Here is a 17,101-nt window from a genome sequence, read left to right as displayed (position 1 = left end):
GCGAATGGACCAGGAAAAGGTCAACATCCTGCTCGTCGACGATCAGCCGGCCAAGCTGCTCGCCTATGAGGTGATCCTGAAGGATCTCGGCGAGAACCTCGTGATCGCCTCCTCGGGGCGCGAGGCGCTCGAGGTGCTGCTCAAGACCGAGATCGCGGTGATCCTGGTCGACGTCTGCATGCCCGAACTCGACGGCTTCGAGCTCGCCGCGATGATCCGCGAGCATCCGCGTTTCCAGAAGACCGCGATGATCTTCATCTCGGCCATCCAGGTCAGCGATATCGACCGGTTGCGCGGCTACGAGATGGGCGCGGTGGACTACGTGCCGGTGCCGGTCGTGCCGGAGGTGCTGCGCGCCAAGATCAAGGTGTTCGCCGAACTCTACCGCAAGACGCGCGAGCTCGAACGGCTGAACCACGAGCTCGAGGACCGCGTCCGCGCGCGCACTGCGGAACTCGAGAGCTCCACCGCGAAGCTGCGCGAGAGCGAGCAGCGGCGCAGCATGGCGATCGCTGCCGGCAAGATGGGTTCCTGGGACTGGGACTGGATCAACGGCGATTGGATGTGGGACGAGGGGCAATACCGCATCTTCGGCGTCGGCCCGGGGAGCTTCGAGGTCAATCCGGCCAACGTTCAGGCGCTGTTGCATCCTGACGACGTCGATCAGTTGCGCAAGGCGGTCGCCGAATTCAACAAGGGCACGCGCGCCTATGAAACCGAGTTCCGCATCGTGCGACCCGACGGCGAGGTGCGCTGGTGCGTCGGCACGGCGGCGGCAACGGTCGACAGAAGCGGGCGCGTGGTGCGCGTCAGCGGCGTCACCGTCGATATCACCGAACGCAAGCGCGCGGAGGAGCAGCAGAATCTCCTGGCGCGGGAAGTCGATCATCGCGCCAAGAATGCGCTGGCGCTGGCGCAGTCGATCGTGCGGCTCACCCGGGCCGACGAGGTCAAGGCCTATGTCAATGCCGTCGAGGGACGCATCAATGCACTGGCGCGCGTGCACACCATCCTGTCGCTGTCGAGCTGGCAGGGCGCCGAACTCTCCAAGCTGATCGACGAGGAGCTTGCGCCCTATTCGCTCGGCGACCAGATCAGATTGGCGGGTCCCGAAGTCCAGTTGCTGCCGGCAACGGCCCAGACGCTGGCGCTGGCGCTGCACGAGCTCTTCACCAACTCGGCCAAGTATGGCGCGCTCTCGACTCGATCGGGACAGCTCGCGATCGATTGGCGGGTCGAGGACGGGCTGCTCACGCTGAGCTGGGAGGAATCCGGCGGTCCGCTGGTCATGACCCCGAAGTCGCGCGGCTTCGGCACGCGGAGCCTGCTTGCGAGCATCGAGTCCCAGCTTGGCGGACAGGCGCAATTCGATTGGCGCGCCGAGGGCCTGTTGTGCCGCCTGGAGGTGCCGTTGACGCGCAAGGCGTCGACGACCGCACTCGGCAAGTTCGACAGTGGCGGCTCCGCCGAGTTGGAGCGCGCTTCCGGTTAACCGGACACCGCGCTCGTCGTGCGCGAGGCAATCCGCGGATCGCGCGCGACCCGCCCTTCCAGCCAGGCTTCCGTTCGGGCGAGATCGCGCAGCGCCCTGGCGTAGCGGCGTGCCGCGCTTCGCTCTGCTCCGCAGGGCAGCCTGCGGGCCTTGCGCAGGATGTCTGCGGCCGCGTTGCGATAGGCCAGCGAGCGGTAAAGAAAGACGACCTTACCCATGTCGATGTTCCCGTTCTGATGGCCCTCATCCTCGCAAGCCCGGCATGAACGCCGGATGAAGCGGACGATGACAATTATTTCAAGGAACCAGGGAATTGCTCGGGCGTTGGCATGCCAGTTCGGGATGCACTCCCATGCGCACGAAGAAGTCGTCAGAGCTGATCTCTGCCAGCGGCCTTGTCACGCTGATGACGCATGCAATGATGGGCGCAGCCCTCGGCCTCACCTTCGGCCTCACGCTCGTCCTGTCCAATCCAGCCGTGGCCAACCTGCTGAATAACGGCGGAAGCCAGGCCGTTCTGGTTTTCGCTCTTACCTTGGTGACGACGTTCGCGGTCGGCGCGACGCTCACCGGCGTCGTGTTCATCATTGATGAGGACAAGAAATCTTGAAGCGTACGTCTCTCGCGGGAGATGCTTTGTCGGGAACTCCTGCGGCGAATGGCGGTTGGCTGCCTGCGTCAAATTAACTCAGGGAGTTTCCCGCATGAAGACGACCAAGCTCGCTCTCGCCGTAATGTTGGCAACCGGCCTCGCCGCCGCGCCGTTCGCCGTGCAGGCCAAGTCGCATAAGGCCAAGCATGGATCCTCGATGTCATCATCGCAGACCACCGGCGCGAATACCAAATCTTCCAAGGGCGCTGATCCTTCCGGCCAAGGCGGCTCTGGCTCCGGCTCCGATCAGGGCGGCACCATGATGAACAAAGGCGGCATGACCCATACCAAATAGGCTACCCCTTGGAATCCATGAGGGCTCCGCATCGCGGGGCCCTTTGCCTTGGTGCTCGACACTCCAAGCCGTCAGCATCGGACGTCCACCAGCGCCGGCACTCACGCTGCGCGCACATTCAGTGGCGCCCGATCGCACGCGGGGGGTTGCCGACTGGCTTCGCGGGACGAAGGCGCACCCGGTTACGCACGTCGGGCAGCACATCGCTGCCGCCAGCCGCCCTCCATTCGCCGATCAGGAGGTTGATTCTCCGGCGCAGATCCATCTGCACCAGGGCCTTCTCCGTGCAGTTGCAGTCGCGCTCGACGAGGTCGCGCACCGACGCTTCGAGGTCGGCCATTTCGAGCCTCAAGGCCCTGATTTTACGTCGGATTTCATTAATTCTGTTGTCCATGGCTTGTTAGAACAAAATAAGAACATATAGTCAAGTCACGATTTCAGAACGGAGAAGCCGGATGCAGGTTCAAGGTAAATACGACGCCAGGGTTTTTCTGAGCGAGCAGATGACGCGGGCGCAGGGCCTCAGGCTGAAGCGGCTGAGCGAAGAAGCCTATCAACCCGCTCAATATGCGCGGGACCTGTCCTTTGGCGAGGCCGCACGGCGCATCCAGGTGCTCGAAGCGGAGATCGAGCTGGCGAATTCCTTCTAACAGGCTGCGTCGCGCGTCTGGAACGTTGCGTGCGCGCGCCGCCCGGAACCTTGGCCGTGCCGAATGGTTTTCTTCGGCCAAGGGAGAACATGCATGGCACGGAAGGCAAAGAAGCGCCGCTACTCACGCAGCGCGGGTAGCGATGTCGAAAGCGAGATGCGGCGCTACAAGAAGGGGACCGCGAAGAGCGGGCGCGGGGGGCGCGGCGGACGCGTGAAGAGCCGCAAGCAGGCGATCGCGATCGGACTGTCGAAGGCGCGAAAGAAGGGCAAGAAGGTCCCGAAGAAGGCTTCGAAGCGGAAGAGCGCCAAGAAGACGCCCGGCAAGAAGACGTCCAGAAGGTCGTCAAAGAAATCGTCGAAGCGCAAATCCAGCAAACGCTGACGCTGACCTGTCTCAGATCATGCTGCCCGGCATGAAGCAGCGGATCGAAATCCCGAACGCAGTTTTCACCGGCCACACCATGGTGCGGCCGGCCCGGTTCGGCTCGGTGATGACGGCTTCGTCCGGCACCTCGATCCACTGCCCGTCGAGACGCACGCGGTAGCGCCCGTTGTGCGACTCCCAGTCGGGATCGGCGACGGCAAGACCATCCGCGTCCGAGCAGCATGGACCAAGGTGGCTGCGCAAGCTGTCGAACCATGGTTTCAGGGGGGAGTCCGCGTAGCGGCCGTCGTCACGCCCGAGCGCGTTTCCGCCCCAGAGCACCAATGGCGCTACGAGTAGCGCACTCCTCAGCGAGAGCTTCAATCGATCCATGTCGGCACCGATCAAATGCGAACCGCCTGCTAGTTCCACAAAGCGGCGGCCAGCTCGAAGTTCCACGATTGCAGCCCGCGGCTCCATTACCGCAAGGAAGGCTGCGAGAGCTGGAACTGTGATGAACGAACACGGCTTTTTCGGACGAACTGCGTCACCATCCCTGCGGTTAACGAGAATGTTATCGATAGCCCCGCGGGGAGGTCCGAGGATGAGCAGGAAAGGCGGCCCGAGGGCCGCCTTTTTTCACTCCGTCGCTCGGTGCGGTCGTCTTACGCCAGCGGGACGGCGACGAACCTTGTCGCCTCCGCGCTTCTGACCTGCAACAGCACGCTGCGCTTTCCCGACGATTTGGCCTGCGCCAGTTCCGAGCGGACCTCGCCGACATTGGCAACGGCCTTGCCGCCGACATTGAGGATGACGTCGCCGGTCTGAATGCCATGCTGTGCCGCCGGCCCTTGCGGGTCGACCTCGGTGACGACGAGGCCCTTCTGGCCCGCCCCCTGGACGTCACCTGCCGGCGCCAGGCTGAGGCCCAGGCGCGGCGTGCCGGCACTTGGCTGCCCCCTGCCCTCATCGGTGCCATTTCCCTTGGCTTGCCGCTCGTTCGGCAGCTCGCCGAGCGCCACGGTCATCGTTCTGCTGTCGCCGTTGCGGAAGACATCGAGCTTCACGGACGTACCCGGCGCCAGGGTGGCGATGGTGCGGGCGAGGTCGCGGGAGTCCTTGATCGTGGTGCCGTTGACGGCGGTGATGACGTCGCCCGCCTCGATGCCGGCCTTCGCCGCCGGGCTGCCAGGTTGCGGATTGTCGACGATCGCGCCGCGCGCTTCCTTGAGGCCGAGGCTGTCGGCAATATCCGACGTCACCGGCTGCACCTGCACGCCGAGCCAGCCTCGGGTGACCGCGCCCTTGTCCTTCAATTGCGCGACGACGAGCTTGGCGGTCGAGGCCGGAATATCGAAGCCGATGCCGACCGAGCCGCCCGAGGGCGAGAAGATCGCGGTGTTCACGCCGATCACGTTGCCGTTCATGTCGAAGGCCGGGCCGCCGGAATTGCCCTTGTTGATGGGCGCATCGATCTGGATGAAGTCGTCATAGGGGCCATTGCCGATATCCCTGCCGCTGGCCGAGACGATGCCGGCGGTCACAGTGCCGCCAAGACCGAAGGGATTGCCGACCGCGACCACCCAGTCGCCGATGCGCGGCTTCTGGTCGGAGAATTTGACGAACGGAAAGTCCTTCTTGCCATCGACCTTGATCAGCGCGAGATCGGTCTTCGGATCGGTGCCGACGACCTTCGCGGTGTAGGTCGTGCCGTCGTCCATCGTCACCTGCACCGACTCGGCGTGGTCGACGACGTGGTTGTTGGTCACCGCATAGCCGTCGGCGGAGATGAAGAAGCCGGAGCCTTCGCCCGTGATCACCTGATGGCGCTGGCGCGGTATGCCGTTCATGCCGTCCGGGAAACGGAAGCCGAACTGTCGCGAGAACTGGTCGAACGGCGTGTCCTCGTCCGAGTTCATCCGGTTCTGTTGCAGCATCGCGCTCTTGTCGTTGTCCTGGTCGATCTTCACCCGCACGGAGATGACCGCGGGTTTGACTTTGCTGACCAGATCGCCGAAGCCCGGCGGCGTCGCGGCAGCTTCGGCGGCCTGAGCCGGCGCAATGAAGGGGTGCATGCCGAACGGCGAAGAGCCGGGAGCAGCCGCCAGCACGGCCACGCCAAGCGCGGCCACGGTGCCGAGCAGCGCCAGCCGGCGCGGCCGCAAGATCTTGCGAGACGTGGTGGTGTCGGAATTGACGCGATCGTTCATGTCGAAATATCCATGTTGAGCTGGTGTCGCCTTGCCCCCAACATGGCGGTTGCCACCTTACGGCGTCCCGTCCATCGGATTAAATCTCGGCAAAGTGCGGGTGAGCGGCCGCAGCAGGCAAATCGTCGCTGCCCGTTTGATGCAGCTCAACACAGGCGCTTTGCGCCGTGAAAAACTGCCATCATCGGATGATGTCCACCGGAGGCGCGCCATGTACAAAGACATTCTCGTCCACATTCCCACCGAGCGTCCCATGCGTTCCGTGATCGAGGGCTCGATTTCGCTCGGGGCGCACCTCAATGCGCATCTCGACGCGGTTGCGGTCGGCTATGTCGCGACCAGTACAGCCTATGTGATGGAGGGTGGCGCCGCGGTGGCGGCCGTTTTCGAACTGGAACGCGAGCGCGCCGTGGAGCGTGCCGAGGCCGCGCTCGCAGTGTTCAGCAGCCAAGCGGCGAACGCCGGCATCTCCTACGCCTGCCACGCACTCGGCGCGATCCCGGCGGATGCAGCCGGCTCGCTCGGCGAGATGGCGCGACTGCACGACCTCAGCATCGTGCTTCAACCTGATCCGACGCAAGGCTCCTTCGACAACGACGTGCCAGGCGAGATCCTGTTTCAGGCGGGCGGCCCGGTGCTGTTCCTGCCTTACACCTTCCGTGGAGCCTTCAAGGCGAACCGGATCGGCATCTGCTGGGACGGCAGCCGCCTCGCTGCCCGCGCCGTGCGCGATGCAGCAACATTCCTGGCGCGCGCCGCAGAGATCGTGATCATCACCATCAACGAGTCCGACACCGTCTCCGGCGAGGCTTCAGCGACCAGCCTGGCAAAGCATCTCGGCCGGCGCGGACTGTCGACCCGCACGGTCAGCCTGTCGGCGGCGCGCGCCGACATTCAGCCGACCATCCTGTCGCTGGCGGCCGACGAGAGCCTCGATCTCCTGGTGATGGGCGGCTACGGCCATTCGCGGCTGCAGGAGCGCGTTCTCGGGGGCGTCACCCGCGCCATGCTGGAGGCCATGACGGTCCCGACGCTGATGTCGCATTGAGCCGAGCCGGCTTGGCGCCGTTACGCCGCGACGGGAGCCTGCCATGTCGCGGGCGGGGTGGCTTCCTCGACGCGTTGCACATTGCACGCGTCGAAATGCGCCTTGAGTTCGACTTCGGCGAGATGTTCGAAATGTTCGGCTTGGCCGAGAAGTTCCCAGTTCTGGAGCGGCCGGTAGGCCGCCTGCTGACGACAGAGAGACGCCAGCGCCCGGTAGCGACGTACGTTCTCCATGAGACCCTCCCTCGCATTGGCAAGCTTATCGCCCCGATTTACGTCAGGCCGATGGCGGTTGTGCAAAACATTTGCTGCGCCGACCCGCACCTGATCCCGGCTCGTTCTTGAAATGCGTATTCAGGCGAAAGTTCCAAATGACGCCGACCGACGCTAGGCCCCACCCCGCGCGGACAGTCTCGGCCGATTGCGGCGTCGCCGCGAGATCCGGAGATGAAGACAGGCTACCGGAGACGGCCTCCATCGCTTACGCGCATCCGCTGCGCAGCACTGTCTTGCGGGTGCGGAACTCGGCCGGCCTCGGCAGCGAGGCGAATGGCCGCAATATTGGCGGCATAGTCGGCGGCGCCCTTGCCGCGGAACACGGCGGAACCCGCGACAAGCGTATCGGCACCGGCTGCGGCCACAGCCGCCGCATTGTCACGCGTGACGCCGCCATCGACTTCGAGCCGGATCGGCCGCTCGCCGATCATGGCTCTGATCCGCTTGATCTTCTCGATCTGCGATCCGATGAAGGATTGGCCACCAAAGCCCGGATTGACCGTCATCACCAGCACGAGATCGATGCGGTCGAGCACATATTCGATCGCCGCCTCCGGCGTCGACGGACAAAGGCTGACGCCCGCTTTCGTGCCGAGCGAACGGATCGCCTGAAGCGTGCGATCCAGATGCGGCCCGGCTTCGGCGTGCACCGTGATGAGGTCCGCTCCGGCTTTCGCGAACGCCTCGAGATAGGAATCGGTCGGCGCAATCATCAAATGCACGTCGAAGACCTTCGTCGTCAACGGCCGGATCGCCTTGATGACGTCAGCACCGAAACTGATGTTCGGCACGAAATGGCCGTCCATGACATCGCAATGGATCCAGTCGGCGCCGGCCGTGTCGATCGCCGTAATCTCTTCGCCGAGGCGCGCGAAATCCGCGGCCAGGATCGATGGGGCGATAAGAATGTCGTCAGTCATGGCTTGGCACTCCGCGCGTCGGCGCCGCCACTGAAGACACGGCTCGCAAGGACGTCTAGGGGATCGATGGTTTCGAGGTCGGCGACATCGAGCATGCGATCGAGATCGGACACAAGGCGATCGGCCTGCCGCAGACGGATGCGGTCGACCGCGTTGCGGATCGAACGGGCGTTGGAGAAGAACGGCTGCGTGCGGCGCAAGGCGATATACTTCTCGAAGGCCTCGCGTGCCGCCGCCGAGAAACGATAGCCGCGCTCCTTCAGCATCAGCTCGGCGATAACGAGCAGCTCGGCTTCCGCATAGTCGGGAAATTCGATGTGGTGGGCGATGCGCGAACGGAATCCGGGATTGGAAGCGAAGAAGCTCGTCATCCGCTCGCCATAGCCGGCGAGGATCACGACGAGATCTTCGCGCTGGTTCTCCATCACCTGGAGCAGGATCTCGATCGATTCCTGGCCATAGTCGCGCTCGTTGTCGGGACGATGCAGGTAATAGGCCTCGTCGATGAACAGCACGCCGCCCATCGCCTTCTTCAGGATTTCCTTGGTCTTCGGCGCGGTGTGGCCGATATACTGGCCGACGAGATCGTCGCGCGTCACCGAGATCACCTGCCCGCGCCGCACGAAGCCGAGGCCGTGCAGGATCTTGGCCATGCGCAGCGCCACGGTGGTCTTGCCGGTGCCGGGATTGCCCGTGAACGACATGTGCAGGGTCGGCGGCGCGGCGGCGAGGCCCGCGCGCTGGCGGATGCGTTCGATCAGCAGCAGCGAGGCGATCTGCCGCACGCGGTTCTTGACCGGCTTCAATCCGACCAGCTCCTGGTCGAGCTGCTGCAGCGTGTCGGTGATCCCAGCGGCTTCGGCCTCCTTGCGGAGATCGAAGCGGGTCTCGCTCGGCTCGGTCGTGGTTGCGTGGGGTACGTCCAGCATAACTACCCTCGAAGAAAGGAGCTTCGCCGCGGGGGAAGCGGCGAAGCAGTGGTCCGCCAAGGATACGGAGCAGGGAGAGCTCCGCGCGGAGGAGAACGGCTCAGATCGAGGCTTGCGCGACCGGCTTGCGCACGGTGGTGTAGCGAATTGCACGGCCACCCACCTCCTGCCGCACCAGTTCGAACTCAGCCTCCTGCTTCGGCCGATTGACGAGGAAGGAGATCCGCACCGACTCCCAGCCATGACTGGAATCGAAGCCACTGATGCGGATGTAGCGGTCGCCATACACCCTGCGGCACTCCGCGAGCTCCATCATCACGCCGGCGGCATCCTGGAGATCGAACATCGGCAGGCTCCACATCTCCCAATAGGTGTTGCGGGGATGCGGATCGTCGGTGAATTCGATGTTCACCGCCCAACCCTTGGCAAGGCAATACTGCACCTGCCTGTTGATCTGGTCGTCGGTCAGGTCGGGCAGGAACGAGAAGCAGCCCTGAGTCAGTTTCATCTCAAATCTCCTCAGACGGTTTCCAGCGCCGTCGGCACGAAGTCCGGCGTGTCGGTGGATTGATAGTTGAAGGTGACGTCCTTCCAGACCTCGAGCGCGGCCTTCAGCGGCGTGCAGGTCTGGGCCGCCTTGGCGAGGATCTCCGGCCCTTCGTGGACGTAGTCGCGGCCCTCGTTGCGGGCGAGGATCATCGCTTCCAGCGCCACGCGATTGGCGGTCGCGCCGGCCGCAATGCCCATGGGATGGCCGATGGTGCCGCCGCCGAACTGCAGCACGACGTCCTCCCCGAGCAGGTCGAGCAGCTGGTGCATCTGGCCGGCATGGATGCCGCCGGAGGCGACCGGCATCATCTTGTTGAGGCTCGCCCAGGACTGATCGAAGAACAGGCCGTGCTCGAGCTTGGTCGGGTTGAAGTCCTCGCGGCAGACGTCGTAATAGCCGCGCGTGGTGTTGGGATCGCCTTCGAGCTTGCCGACCACCGTGCCGGCATGGATGTGGTCGACGCCGGCAAGGCGCATCCATTTGGCAATGACACGGAACGACACGCCATGGCTCTTCTGCCGCGTATAGGTCGAGTGACCGGCGCGATGCAGATGCAGGATCATGTCGTTGCGCCGCGCCCATTTGGCCATGGACTGGATCGCGGTGTAGCCGATCACGAGGTCGATCATGACGATGCAAGATCCGAGCTCCTTGGCGAACTCCGCGCGCTCGTACATGTCCTCCATCGTGCCCGCGGTGATGTTCAGGTAGGTGCCCTTCGCCTCGCCCGAGGCCGCCTGCGCCCTGTTCACCGCCTCCATGCAGTAGAGGAAGCGGTCGCGCCAATGCATGAAGGGCTGCGAGTTGATGTTCTCGTCGTCCTTGGTGAAGTCGAGGCCGCCCTTCAGCGCCTCGTAGACCACGCGGCCGTAATTTCGGCCTGACAGTCCGAGCTTCGGCTTCACCGTCGCACCCAGCAGCGGCCGGCCGAACTTGTCGAGGCGTTCACGCTCGACCACGATGCCGGTCGCCGGCCCCTGGAACGTCTTCACATAGGCGACCGGGAAGCGCATGTCCTCCAGCCGCAGCGCCTTGAGCGGCTTGAAGCCGAACACGTTGCCGATGATCGAGGCCGAGAGATTCGCGATCGAGCCCGGCTCGAACAGATCGAGGTCATAGGCGATATAGGCGAAATACGAGCCGGGCGAGCCCGGGACCGGGTCGACCCGATAGCATTTCGCGCGGTATTTCTCCGCCGCGGTCAACCGATCGGTCCACACCACGGTCCAGGTCGCGGTCGAGGATTCACCGGCCACCGCGGCCGAGGCCTCGATGGGGTCGACGCCCTCCTGCGGCGTGACGCGGAACAGCGCGATGACGTCGGTGTCCTTTGGCGTGTAGTCGGGCTCCCAATAGCCCATGCGCTTGTATTCCATCACGCCGGAGCGATAGCGCTCTTTGCCGCGGACTGTGCCTGCATGTGCGTTCATGTCTCTCTCCTGCTCTTTTCTCTGCTCTTTCTGATTGATCAGGCCGCAACGGGCTCGCGGGCGTCGATGCGCGGATCGAGCTCACCGGCGCGATAGCGCCGCGCCATCTCGCTCAAGGGAACGACCTTGATCCTGCTGGCGTGACCCGCCGCGCCGAACTGCTCGAAGCGCTCGCGGCAGAGCTCGCGCATCGCGTCCATCGCCGGTTTCAGGAATTTGCGCGGGTCGAACTCGTTGCGGCTCTGCGCGGCGACCTTGCGGAACACAGCGGTCATCGCCAGCCGGCAATCGGTATCGATATTGACCTTGCGCACGCCGCTCCTGATGCCGCGGACGATCTCCTCGACCGGCACACCCCAGGTCTGCGGCATCTCGCCACCGAACTGGTTGAACATGTCCTGCAGCGGCTGCGGCACCGAGGAGGAGCCGTGCATCACCAGATGCGTGTTCGGCAGCCGGCGATGGATCTCCTCGACCACGCGCATCGCCAGAATGTCACCGTCGGGCTTGCGACTGAACTTATAGGCGCCGTGCGAGGTGCCCATCGCGATCGCCAGGGCATCGACCTTCGTCGCCCGGACGAAATCGACGGCCTGGTCCGGATCTGTCAGCAACTGGTCGTGACTGACCTTGCCCTCGACGCCGTGACCATCCTCCTGCTCGCCGCCGCCGTGCTCGAGCGAGCCGAGAACGCCGAGTTCGCCTTCGACCGAGGCGCCAACCCAATGGGCGAGATCGACGACGCGCCGGGTGATCGCGACGTTGTAGTCATAGTCGGCCGCGGTCTTGGCGTCGGCCTTGAGCGAGCCGTCCATCATGACCGAGGTGAAACCGTGGGCGATGGCCGAGGCGCAGGTCGCCTCGTCGTTGCCGTGGTCCTGGTGCATGCAGAGCGGGATGTCGGGATACGTCCGCTCCAGCGCGTCGATCATGTGCGAGAGCATGAGATCGCCGGCATAGCTGCGCGCCCCGCGCGAGGCCTGGATGATGACGGGCGCATCGACCTCGGCGGCCGCCTGCATGATCGCAATGCCCTGCTCCATGTTGTTGATGTTGAACGCCGGCACGGCGTAGCCGCAGGTCGCGGCGTGATCGAGCAACTGGCGAAGTGTGATACGGGCCACGGGACGTCCTCCTTATTGGCTCTTGCGGGCAATCGCCCGGCGGGCGGCTTCCGCAATGCTCTGCGGCGTGATGCCGAACTCGCGGTACAGCACCGGCGCGGGCGCCGAGGCGCCGAAGCCGCGCATGCCGACGAACTCGCCGTCGGCGCCAATCCAGCGCGGCCAGTCGCCGAGCACCGCCGCCTCGATCCCCACACGCGGCGCTGTGCCGAGCACCGTGGCGCGGTAATCCTCCGGCTGCTCCTCGAACAGCGCAAAGCAGGGTGCGGAGACGACGGCCGCGCGGATGTGCTCGGTCGCGAGCAGGCGGGCGGCGTCCAGCGCGATCGAGACTTCCGAGCCGGTTGCCATCAATGTCACGTCGCGGCCCCCGTCCGGGGAGACGACGAGGTAGGCGCCGCGCGCGACGCGGTTTTTGCCGCGCGCATCGATGCGGAAGGTTGGCAGCGCCTGCCGCGACAAGCACAGCACGGATGGACGATGCTCCGCCGCCAGCGCGCAGTCCCAGGCCTCCAGCGTCTCCACGGCATCAGCCGGCCGGAACACGAGCAGGTTCGGAACGACGCGCAACGCCGCCAGATGCTCCACCGGCTGGTGCGTCGGGCCATCCTCGCCGAGTCCGATCGAGTCGTGCGTCATCACATGGATCACGCGCAGCCGCATCAGGGCTGCAAGTCGGATCGCCGGCCGGCTGTAGTCGGAGAAGGCGAGGAACGTGCCACCGTACGGGATGAAGCCGCCATGCAGCGCGAGGCCGTTCATCGCAGCCGCCATGCCGTGCTCGCGAATGCCGTAATGGATGTAGTCGCCGGCGAACGCACCGCTCTTGACCGGAGCCTGCGCCTTGGCATGCGTCAGGTTCGAATGCGTCAGGTCCGCCGAGCCACCGACCAGGCCGGGAATTGTCCCGGCGATGGCATTAAGCACCTGTTGCGAGGCTTGCCGCGTCGCGAGCTTTGGACGCTCGCCGGCGAAGCGTTCGCGCAATTTCGCTGCAGCCAGCGCATAGGCGGCGGGCAGAGCCACGGCCTTGCCTTCTACGAACAGATCGCGCTGCTCCGGCGTCGCAGCTTCGTAGCGGTCGAGCCAGGCGAGGCGATCGACCTGCCCGCGCTGCCCGATCATCCGCCAGGCCTTCTGGATTGGAATCGGGACCACGAAGGGTTGATAGTCCCACCCAAGCGTCCGCCGCGCCGCTGCGGTCTGCTCGGTGCCGAGCGGCGCACCATGCGCCTTCTCGGTGCCCTGTCTATCAGGTGCGCCATAGCCGATGATGGTGCGGCACGCGATCAGCGACGGTTTTGTCGTTTCGCGCTCTTCGGCAATCGCCTGCGCAACCGCTTCGGGATCGTGGCCATCGACGCGGCGTACCGACCAGCCGGAGGCGGCGAAACGCGCGAGTTGATCATCGGACGTGGCCAGCGAGGTCGGCCCGTCGATCGAGATGCCATTGTCGTCGAACAGCACGATCAGCCGACCGAGCCCGAGATGGCCGGCGAGCGAGATCGCCTCCTGGCTGATGCCTTCCATCAGACAGCCGTCGCCTGATATCACATAGGTGAAGTGGTCGACGAGGCCGTCGCCGTGCCGCGCGTTGGCCATGCGCTCGGCGAGCGCCATGCCGACCGCGGTCGCAATCCCCTGCCCCAGCGGCCCCGTGGTGGTCTCGACGCCGGGCGTGTGGCCATATTCGGGATGCCCCGGCGTCTTCGAGCCCCACTGCCTGAAGGCCTTGATGTCGTCGAGACTGACATCGCCGCCGGTCAGATGCAGCAGCGCGTAGAGCAGCATCGAGCCGTGGCCGGCCGACAGCACGAAGCGGTCGCGGTCGGGCCAATTGGGGTGGGCCGAGTCGAACTTCAGGAAGCGCGAGAACAGCACGGTCGCGACGTCGGCCATGCCCATGGGCAGCCCGGGATGGCCCGATTGCGAGGTCTCGATGGCATCCACCGCGAGGAAACGGACGGCGTTGGCGAGATCGTTGTGCGTGATCGCCGTGAGGTCGGCTTCGGCGTGGACGGAGATGTTCATTGGATTCTCTCCCTGTTCACTTCAGGCTGCGCTTGCGCTCGATGAGCTGCATGATCAGCGGCGTCAGGATCAGCTGCATCGCGAGATCGAGCTTGGCCCCGGGACACACGATCGAGTTCGCGCGGGACATCCAGCTTTGCGGCAGCATCGAGAGCAGATAGGGGAAATCGATGCCGCGCGGATTCTTGAAGCGGATCACGACCATCGATTCGTCCGGCGTCGGGATCCAGCGCGCAATGAAGGGATTGGAGGTGTCCACCGTCGGCACGCGCTGGAAGTTGATGTCGGTCTCGGTGAATTGCGGGCAGATGTAGTGAATGTAGTCCGGCATCCGCCGCAGGATGGTGTCGGTGACGGCTTCGGTCGAATAGCCGCGCGCGCTGCGGTCGCGGTGCAGCTTCTGGATCCATTCGAGATTGATGACGGGCACGACGCCGATCTTGAGGTCGGCATAGCGCGCGACATTCACCTTGTCCGTGACCACGGCGCCGTGCAGGCCCTCGTAGAATAGCAGGTCGGAGTTCTCCGGCAGCTGCTTCCAGTCGGTGAAGGTGCCGGGCGCCGCGCCATGCAGCGCGGATTCCTCGGCGTCGTGGACATAGTGCCGCGTCACCGCCGTGCCGGTCTCGCCGTAATCGCGGAACGCGCGCTCCAGCTCCTCGAACAGATTGGTCTCGGGGCTGAAATGGCTGAAATGCTTGTTGCCGCGCTCGGCTTCCTTGGCCATTTGCGCACGCATCTCGGCGCGGTCGTAGCGATGGAACGCGTCGCCCTCGATATAGGCGGCGTTGACCTTCTCGCGGAAGAATATCTGCTCGAAGGTCTTCTTGACCGAGGTGGTGCCGGCGCCGGAGGAGCCGGTGATGGAGATGATCGGATGCTTCCTGGACATGGGACGCCTCGCTCAGAGCCGGAAGAAGCCGCGCCGCGCGAACAGCGGCGCGGAGACACTGGCGACCAGCAGCGGATCGCAATGAAGTTCCTCGACGCGCCGCACCTCGTTGCTCGAACCCATGATCAGCGGCACGCGCTGATGCAGGCTCTGCGCCGACAGTTCGAGAATGCGCTCGCGTCCGGTCGTGGCCGAGCCGCCGGCCTGTTCGACGATCATCGCCATCGGATGCGCCTCGTAAGTCAGGCGCAGGCGGCCGTCGCCATAGCCGGGGCGCGCGTCCGAGGGATAGAGGAACACGCCGCCGCGGGTGAGGATGCGGTAGGCCTCCGCGACCAGCGAGCCGATCCAGCGCATGTTGAAATCGTGGTTGGCCGGCCCTTCGACACCGGCGAGGCATTCGTCGATGAAGGCGCGCACCGGTGGATCCCAGTGCCGGCGGTTCGACGCGTTGATCGCGAACTCCTCGCAGGCCTCGGAGATCTGCACGCTGCTGCGCGCGAGGCGGAAGCAGCCGGATTTGCGGTCGAGCGTGAAGATGTCGACGCCGTCGCCGAGCGTCAGCACCAGCGAGGTCTGCGGACCATAGGTGACGAAGCCCGCCGCGAGCTGCGCCGAGCCGCGCTGATGGAAGGCCAGCGAGAGATCATCAGGCGCCGGCAGGATCGAGAAGATCGTGCCGACGGTCATGTTGATGTCGATGTTGGAGGAGCCGTCGAGCGGATCGATCGCGATGCAGATGCGCCCCTGACGGTCGACGATCTGGGCCTCGCGCATCTCCTCCGACGCCAGCGCCGCGATCGGCAGCCGGCCGAGGCAGCGACGCAGGATCGCGTCGGCCTGGACGTCGAGATTCCGTTGGACATCGCCGTCGCTGTTGCGGCCCGTCGTCAGGCCCGAGGCGGCGGCAAGATCGCCGGAGGCGATGAGATCGGCGATCTCGATCGCCCCCGCCGCGATGGCATCGACGGCGCCCGCCACCGCCAGCGCGAGCGGCGCGGTCTCTGAATACCGTTGAAGGTGATCGTCCAGCCTGAGTTGCCCGGTCATCTGCGTCCATCCCCTTTGCCGGCGCCGCATCCGGTGTCCCTCCGCGCTGGAGGTTGGTGCGGTCAATCCCGGCATGTGGAGATTGACAGGGGCGACTTAATAAGGAAAATTTCTATTCATAATGAGCGTCAAAGAATTTTCTTATAATGGCCCCAGCCATGCGGCGGGCCAGCTCCGGCATCTGACGATCCGGCAGTTGCGGTCGCTCGCGGCGCTTTCGGCGAAGGGCAGCGTGACGGCGGCGTCTGGCCATCTCGGGCTGACGCAGCCGGCCGTGACCCAGCAGCTCCGGCAGCTTCAGGACCTCGCCGGCCTGCCGCTGGTGCAGCGAACCGGCGACGGCATGCTGCTGACGGAAGCGGGCAAGGAGGTGCTGGCGCTGGCCGAGCGGGTCGAGGCCGCCATCACGGATTGCCAGGGCGCGCTCGATCTGCTCGCGGGGCGAACCGGCGGCACGGTGCAGCTCGGCGCGGTCTCGACCGCGAAGTATTTCGTGCCACATGCGATCGCGGCGTTCTCCAAGCGCCATCCCAAGATCGAGATCAAGCTGACCATCGGCAACCGCGAGGAGATCCGCGAGGCCATGCACGGCTACGACCTCGACTTCGCGGTGATGGGTCGGCCACCGGCCGACGTCACCGTCGACGTCCGCCAGCTCGGGCGCAATCCGCACATCATCGTCGCGCGCAAGGGCCACTGGCTGGAGAAGGATTCCGGCCTCAACCTGACCGACCTCGTGCACGAGACCTTCCTCACCCGCGAGCCCGGCTCGGGCACGCGGACGCTGATGGAGGGCATGTTCCAGAAGTCGGATCTCGAGCCCATCATCGGCATGGAGATGAGCAGCAACGAGACCATCAAGCAGGCGGTCATCGCCGGACTCGGCATCGCCTTCATCTCGGCCCATACCGTGGCCCATGAGCTCGCCGAGGGCCGGCTCGTCGTGCTCGACGTCGCGGGTCTGCCGATCGTCCGGCAATGGTACGTGATCCGCCGCAGCGACAAGGTGCTGCTGCCGCCGGCGCAGGCGATGTTCGATTTCCTGGGCTCGGAAGGATCGAATTATCTGCCCGATGTGCCCGAACTCGGCGGGCGATAGCCGGCCGGCGCTCAGCTCATCAGCTTCATGGCGATGGTCGCCGCCAGCACCACGATGATCTGGAGCAGACGCTCCGTCGTGAAGATGC

20 protein-coding genes are annotated in these 17,101 nt (G+C 65.1%); 7 read left to right on the top strand and 13 right to left on the bottom strand.

Annotated features, from left to right (window positions below):
• Positions 1-4: 4 nt before the first annotated feature.
• A complete protein-coding gene (locus tag XH87_RS02370) occupies positions 5-1,492 on the top strand; it encodes an HWE histidine kinase domain-containing protein (protein ID WP_271586027.1) in 1,488 nt (495 codons plus the stop codon).
• Here XH87_RS02370 and XH87_RS02365 read toward each other — a convergent pair.
• Positions 1,489-1,710 (bottom strand): hypothetical protein, encoded by a 222-nt coding sequence (locus XH87_RS02365; protein ID WP_158667584.1) that lies wholly within the window; start codon positions 1,708-1,710, stop codon positions 1,489-1,491. The two genes, XH87_RS02370 and XH87_RS02365, sit on opposite strands and share 4 nt — an antisense overlap.
• A 134-nt stretch (positions 1,711-1,844) precedes the next feature.
• Here XH87_RS02365 and XH87_RS02360 point away from each other — a divergent pair, with 134 nt between their 5' ends.
• A complete protein-coding gene (locus XH87_RS02360) occupies positions 1,845-2,102 on the top strand; it encodes a hypothetical protein (protein ID WP_271586026.1) in 258 nt (85 codons plus the stop codon).
• Between the two features lie 94 nt (positions 2,103-2,196).
• Entirely contained in the window at positions 2,197-2,439 is a 243-nt protein-coding gene (locus XH87_RS02355) for a hypothetical protein (RefSeq protein WP_271586025.1), read from the top strand.
• A gap of 118 nt (positions 2,440-2,557) precedes the next feature.
• On the opposite strand, the gene XH87_RS02350 is transcribed toward XH87_RS02355, so the two are convergent.
• Entirely contained in the window at positions 2,558-2,779 is a 222-nt protein-coding gene (locus XH87_RS02350; RefSeq protein WP_271586024.1) for a hypothetical protein, read from the bottom strand.
• A 115-nt stretch (positions 2,780-2,894) separates the two neighbouring features.
• Between XH87_RS02350 and XH87_RS02345 the strand changes: the two genes are divergently transcribed.
• Both XH87_RS02345 and XH87_RS02340 read left to right on the top strand, forming a co-directional pair.
• The gene (locus XH87_RS02345; protein ID WP_271586023.1) at positions 2,895-3,089 is read left to right on the top strand and encodes a DUF3072 domain-containing protein; all 195 of its coding nucleotides are present in this window, start codon (positions 2,895-2,897) and stop codon (positions 3,087-3,089) included.
• Between the two features lie 93 nt (positions 3,090-3,182).
• Positions 3,183-3,473 (top strand): DUF6496 domain-containing protein, encoded by a 291-nt coding sequence (locus tag XH87_RS02340; protein ID WP_158667580.1) that lies wholly within the window; start codon positions 3,183-3,185, stop codon positions 3,471-3,473.
• 12 nt (positions 3,474-3,485) lie between these two features.
• Here XH87_RS02340 and XH87_RS02335 read toward each other — a convergent pair whose 3' ends face one another.
• Positions 3,486-3,848 carry a hypothetical protein gene (locus tag XH87_RS02335; RefSeq protein WP_271586022.1) on the bottom strand — a complete coding sequence of 121 codons (363 nt, stop codon included), beginning with the start codon at positions 3,846-3,848 and terminating at the stop codon, positions 3,486-3,488.
• 272 nt (positions 3,849-4,120) lie between these two features.
• Entirely contained in the window at positions 4,121-5,665 is a 1,545-nt protein-coding gene (locus XH87_RS02330) for a Do family serine endopeptidase (RefSeq protein ID WP_271586021.1), read from the bottom strand.
• Between the two features lie 211 nt (positions 5,666-5,876).
• On the opposite strand from XH87_RS02330, the gene XH87_RS02325 reads away from it, so the two are divergent.
• The gene (locus tag XH87_RS02325) at positions 5,877-6,713 is read left to right on the top strand and encodes a universal stress protein (protein WP_271586020.1); all 837 of its coding nucleotides are present in this window, start codon (positions 5,877-5,879) and stop codon (positions 6,711-6,713) included.
• Positions 6,714-6,733: 20 nt separating this feature from the next.
• On the opposite strand, the gene XH87_RS02320 is transcribed toward XH87_RS02325, so the two are convergent.
• From XH87_RS02320 to XH87_RS02280, 9 genes are all read right to left on the bottom strand, one after another.
• Positions 6,734-6,946, bottom strand: coding sequence for a hypothetical protein (locus tag XH87_RS02320; RefSeq protein ID WP_035716197.1), 213 nt, complete (start codon positions 6,944-6,946; stop codon positions 6,734-6,736).
• A 224-nt stretch (positions 6,947-7,170) separates the two neighbouring features.
• Entirely contained in the window at positions 7,171-7,908 is a 738-nt protein-coding gene (gene rpe / locus XH87_RS02315; protein WP_271525868.1) for a ribulose-phosphate 3-epimerase, read from the bottom strand.
• Entirely contained in the window at positions 7,905-8,837 is a 933-nt protein-coding gene (gene cbbX, locus XH87_RS02310; protein ID WP_271586019.1) for a CbbX protein, read from the bottom strand. Before cbbX ends, rpe begins: the two co-directional genes overlap by 4 nt.
• Positions 8,838-8,937: 100 nt before the next feature.
• A complete protein-coding gene (locus XH87_RS02305; RefSeq protein ID WP_158667576.1) occupies positions 8,938-9,345 on the bottom strand; it encodes a ribulose bisphosphate carboxylase small subunit in 408 nt (135 codons plus the stop codon).
• 11 nt (positions 9,346-9,356) lie between these two features.
• Positions 9,357-10,817 (bottom strand): form I ribulose bisphosphate carboxylase large subunit, encoded by a 1,461-nt coding sequence (locus XH87_RS02300; RefSeq protein ID WP_158667575.1) that lies wholly within the window; start codon positions 10,815-10,817, stop codon positions 9,357-9,359.
• 38 nt (positions 10,818-10,855) lie between these two features.
• Entirely contained in the window at positions 10,856-11,941 is a 1,086-nt protein-coding gene (gene fba, locus XH87_RS02295) for a class II fructose-bisphosphate aldolase (RefSeq protein WP_271586018.1), read from the bottom strand.
• Between the two features lie 12 nt (positions 11,942-11,953).
• Positions 11,954-13,972, bottom strand: a complete 2,019-nt coding sequence (gene tkt, locus XH87_RS02290) for a transketolase (protein ID WP_271586017.1) — start codon at positions 13,970-13,972, stop codon at positions 11,954-11,956.
• 16 nt (positions 13,973-13,988) lie between these two features.
• Positions 13,989-14,864 (bottom strand): phosphoribulokinase, encoded by an 876-nt coding sequence (locus tag XH87_RS02285; RefSeq protein WP_035716173.1) that lies wholly within the window; start codon positions 14,862-14,864, stop codon positions 13,989-13,991.
• A 12-nt stretch (positions 14,865-14,876) separates the two neighbouring features.
• Entirely contained in the window at positions 14,877-15,914 is a 1,038-nt protein-coding gene (locus tag XH87_RS02280) for a class 1 fructose-bisphosphatase (protein WP_271586016.1), read from the bottom strand.
• A 121-nt stretch (positions 15,915-16,035) separates the two neighbouring features.
• Between XH87_RS02280 and XH87_RS02275 the strand changes: the two genes are divergently transcribed.
• Positions 16,036-17,013: a LysR family transcriptional regulator gene (locus tag XH87_RS02275; protein ID WP_271586015.1), complete on the top strand. Its 978-nt coding sequence runs from the start codon at positions 16,036-16,038 to the stop codon at positions 17,011-17,013.
• Positions 17,014-17,101 lie beyond the last annotated feature (88 nt).

Source organism: Bradyrhizobium sp. CCBAU 53415 (assembly GCF_028128735.1).
In the GTDB taxonomy this organism is placed as follows: domain Bacteria; phylum Pseudomonadota; class Alphaproteobacteria; order Rhizobiales; family Xanthobacteraceae; genus Bradyrhizobium.
This window is presented reverse-complemented; position numbering and strand designations above follow the sequence as displayed.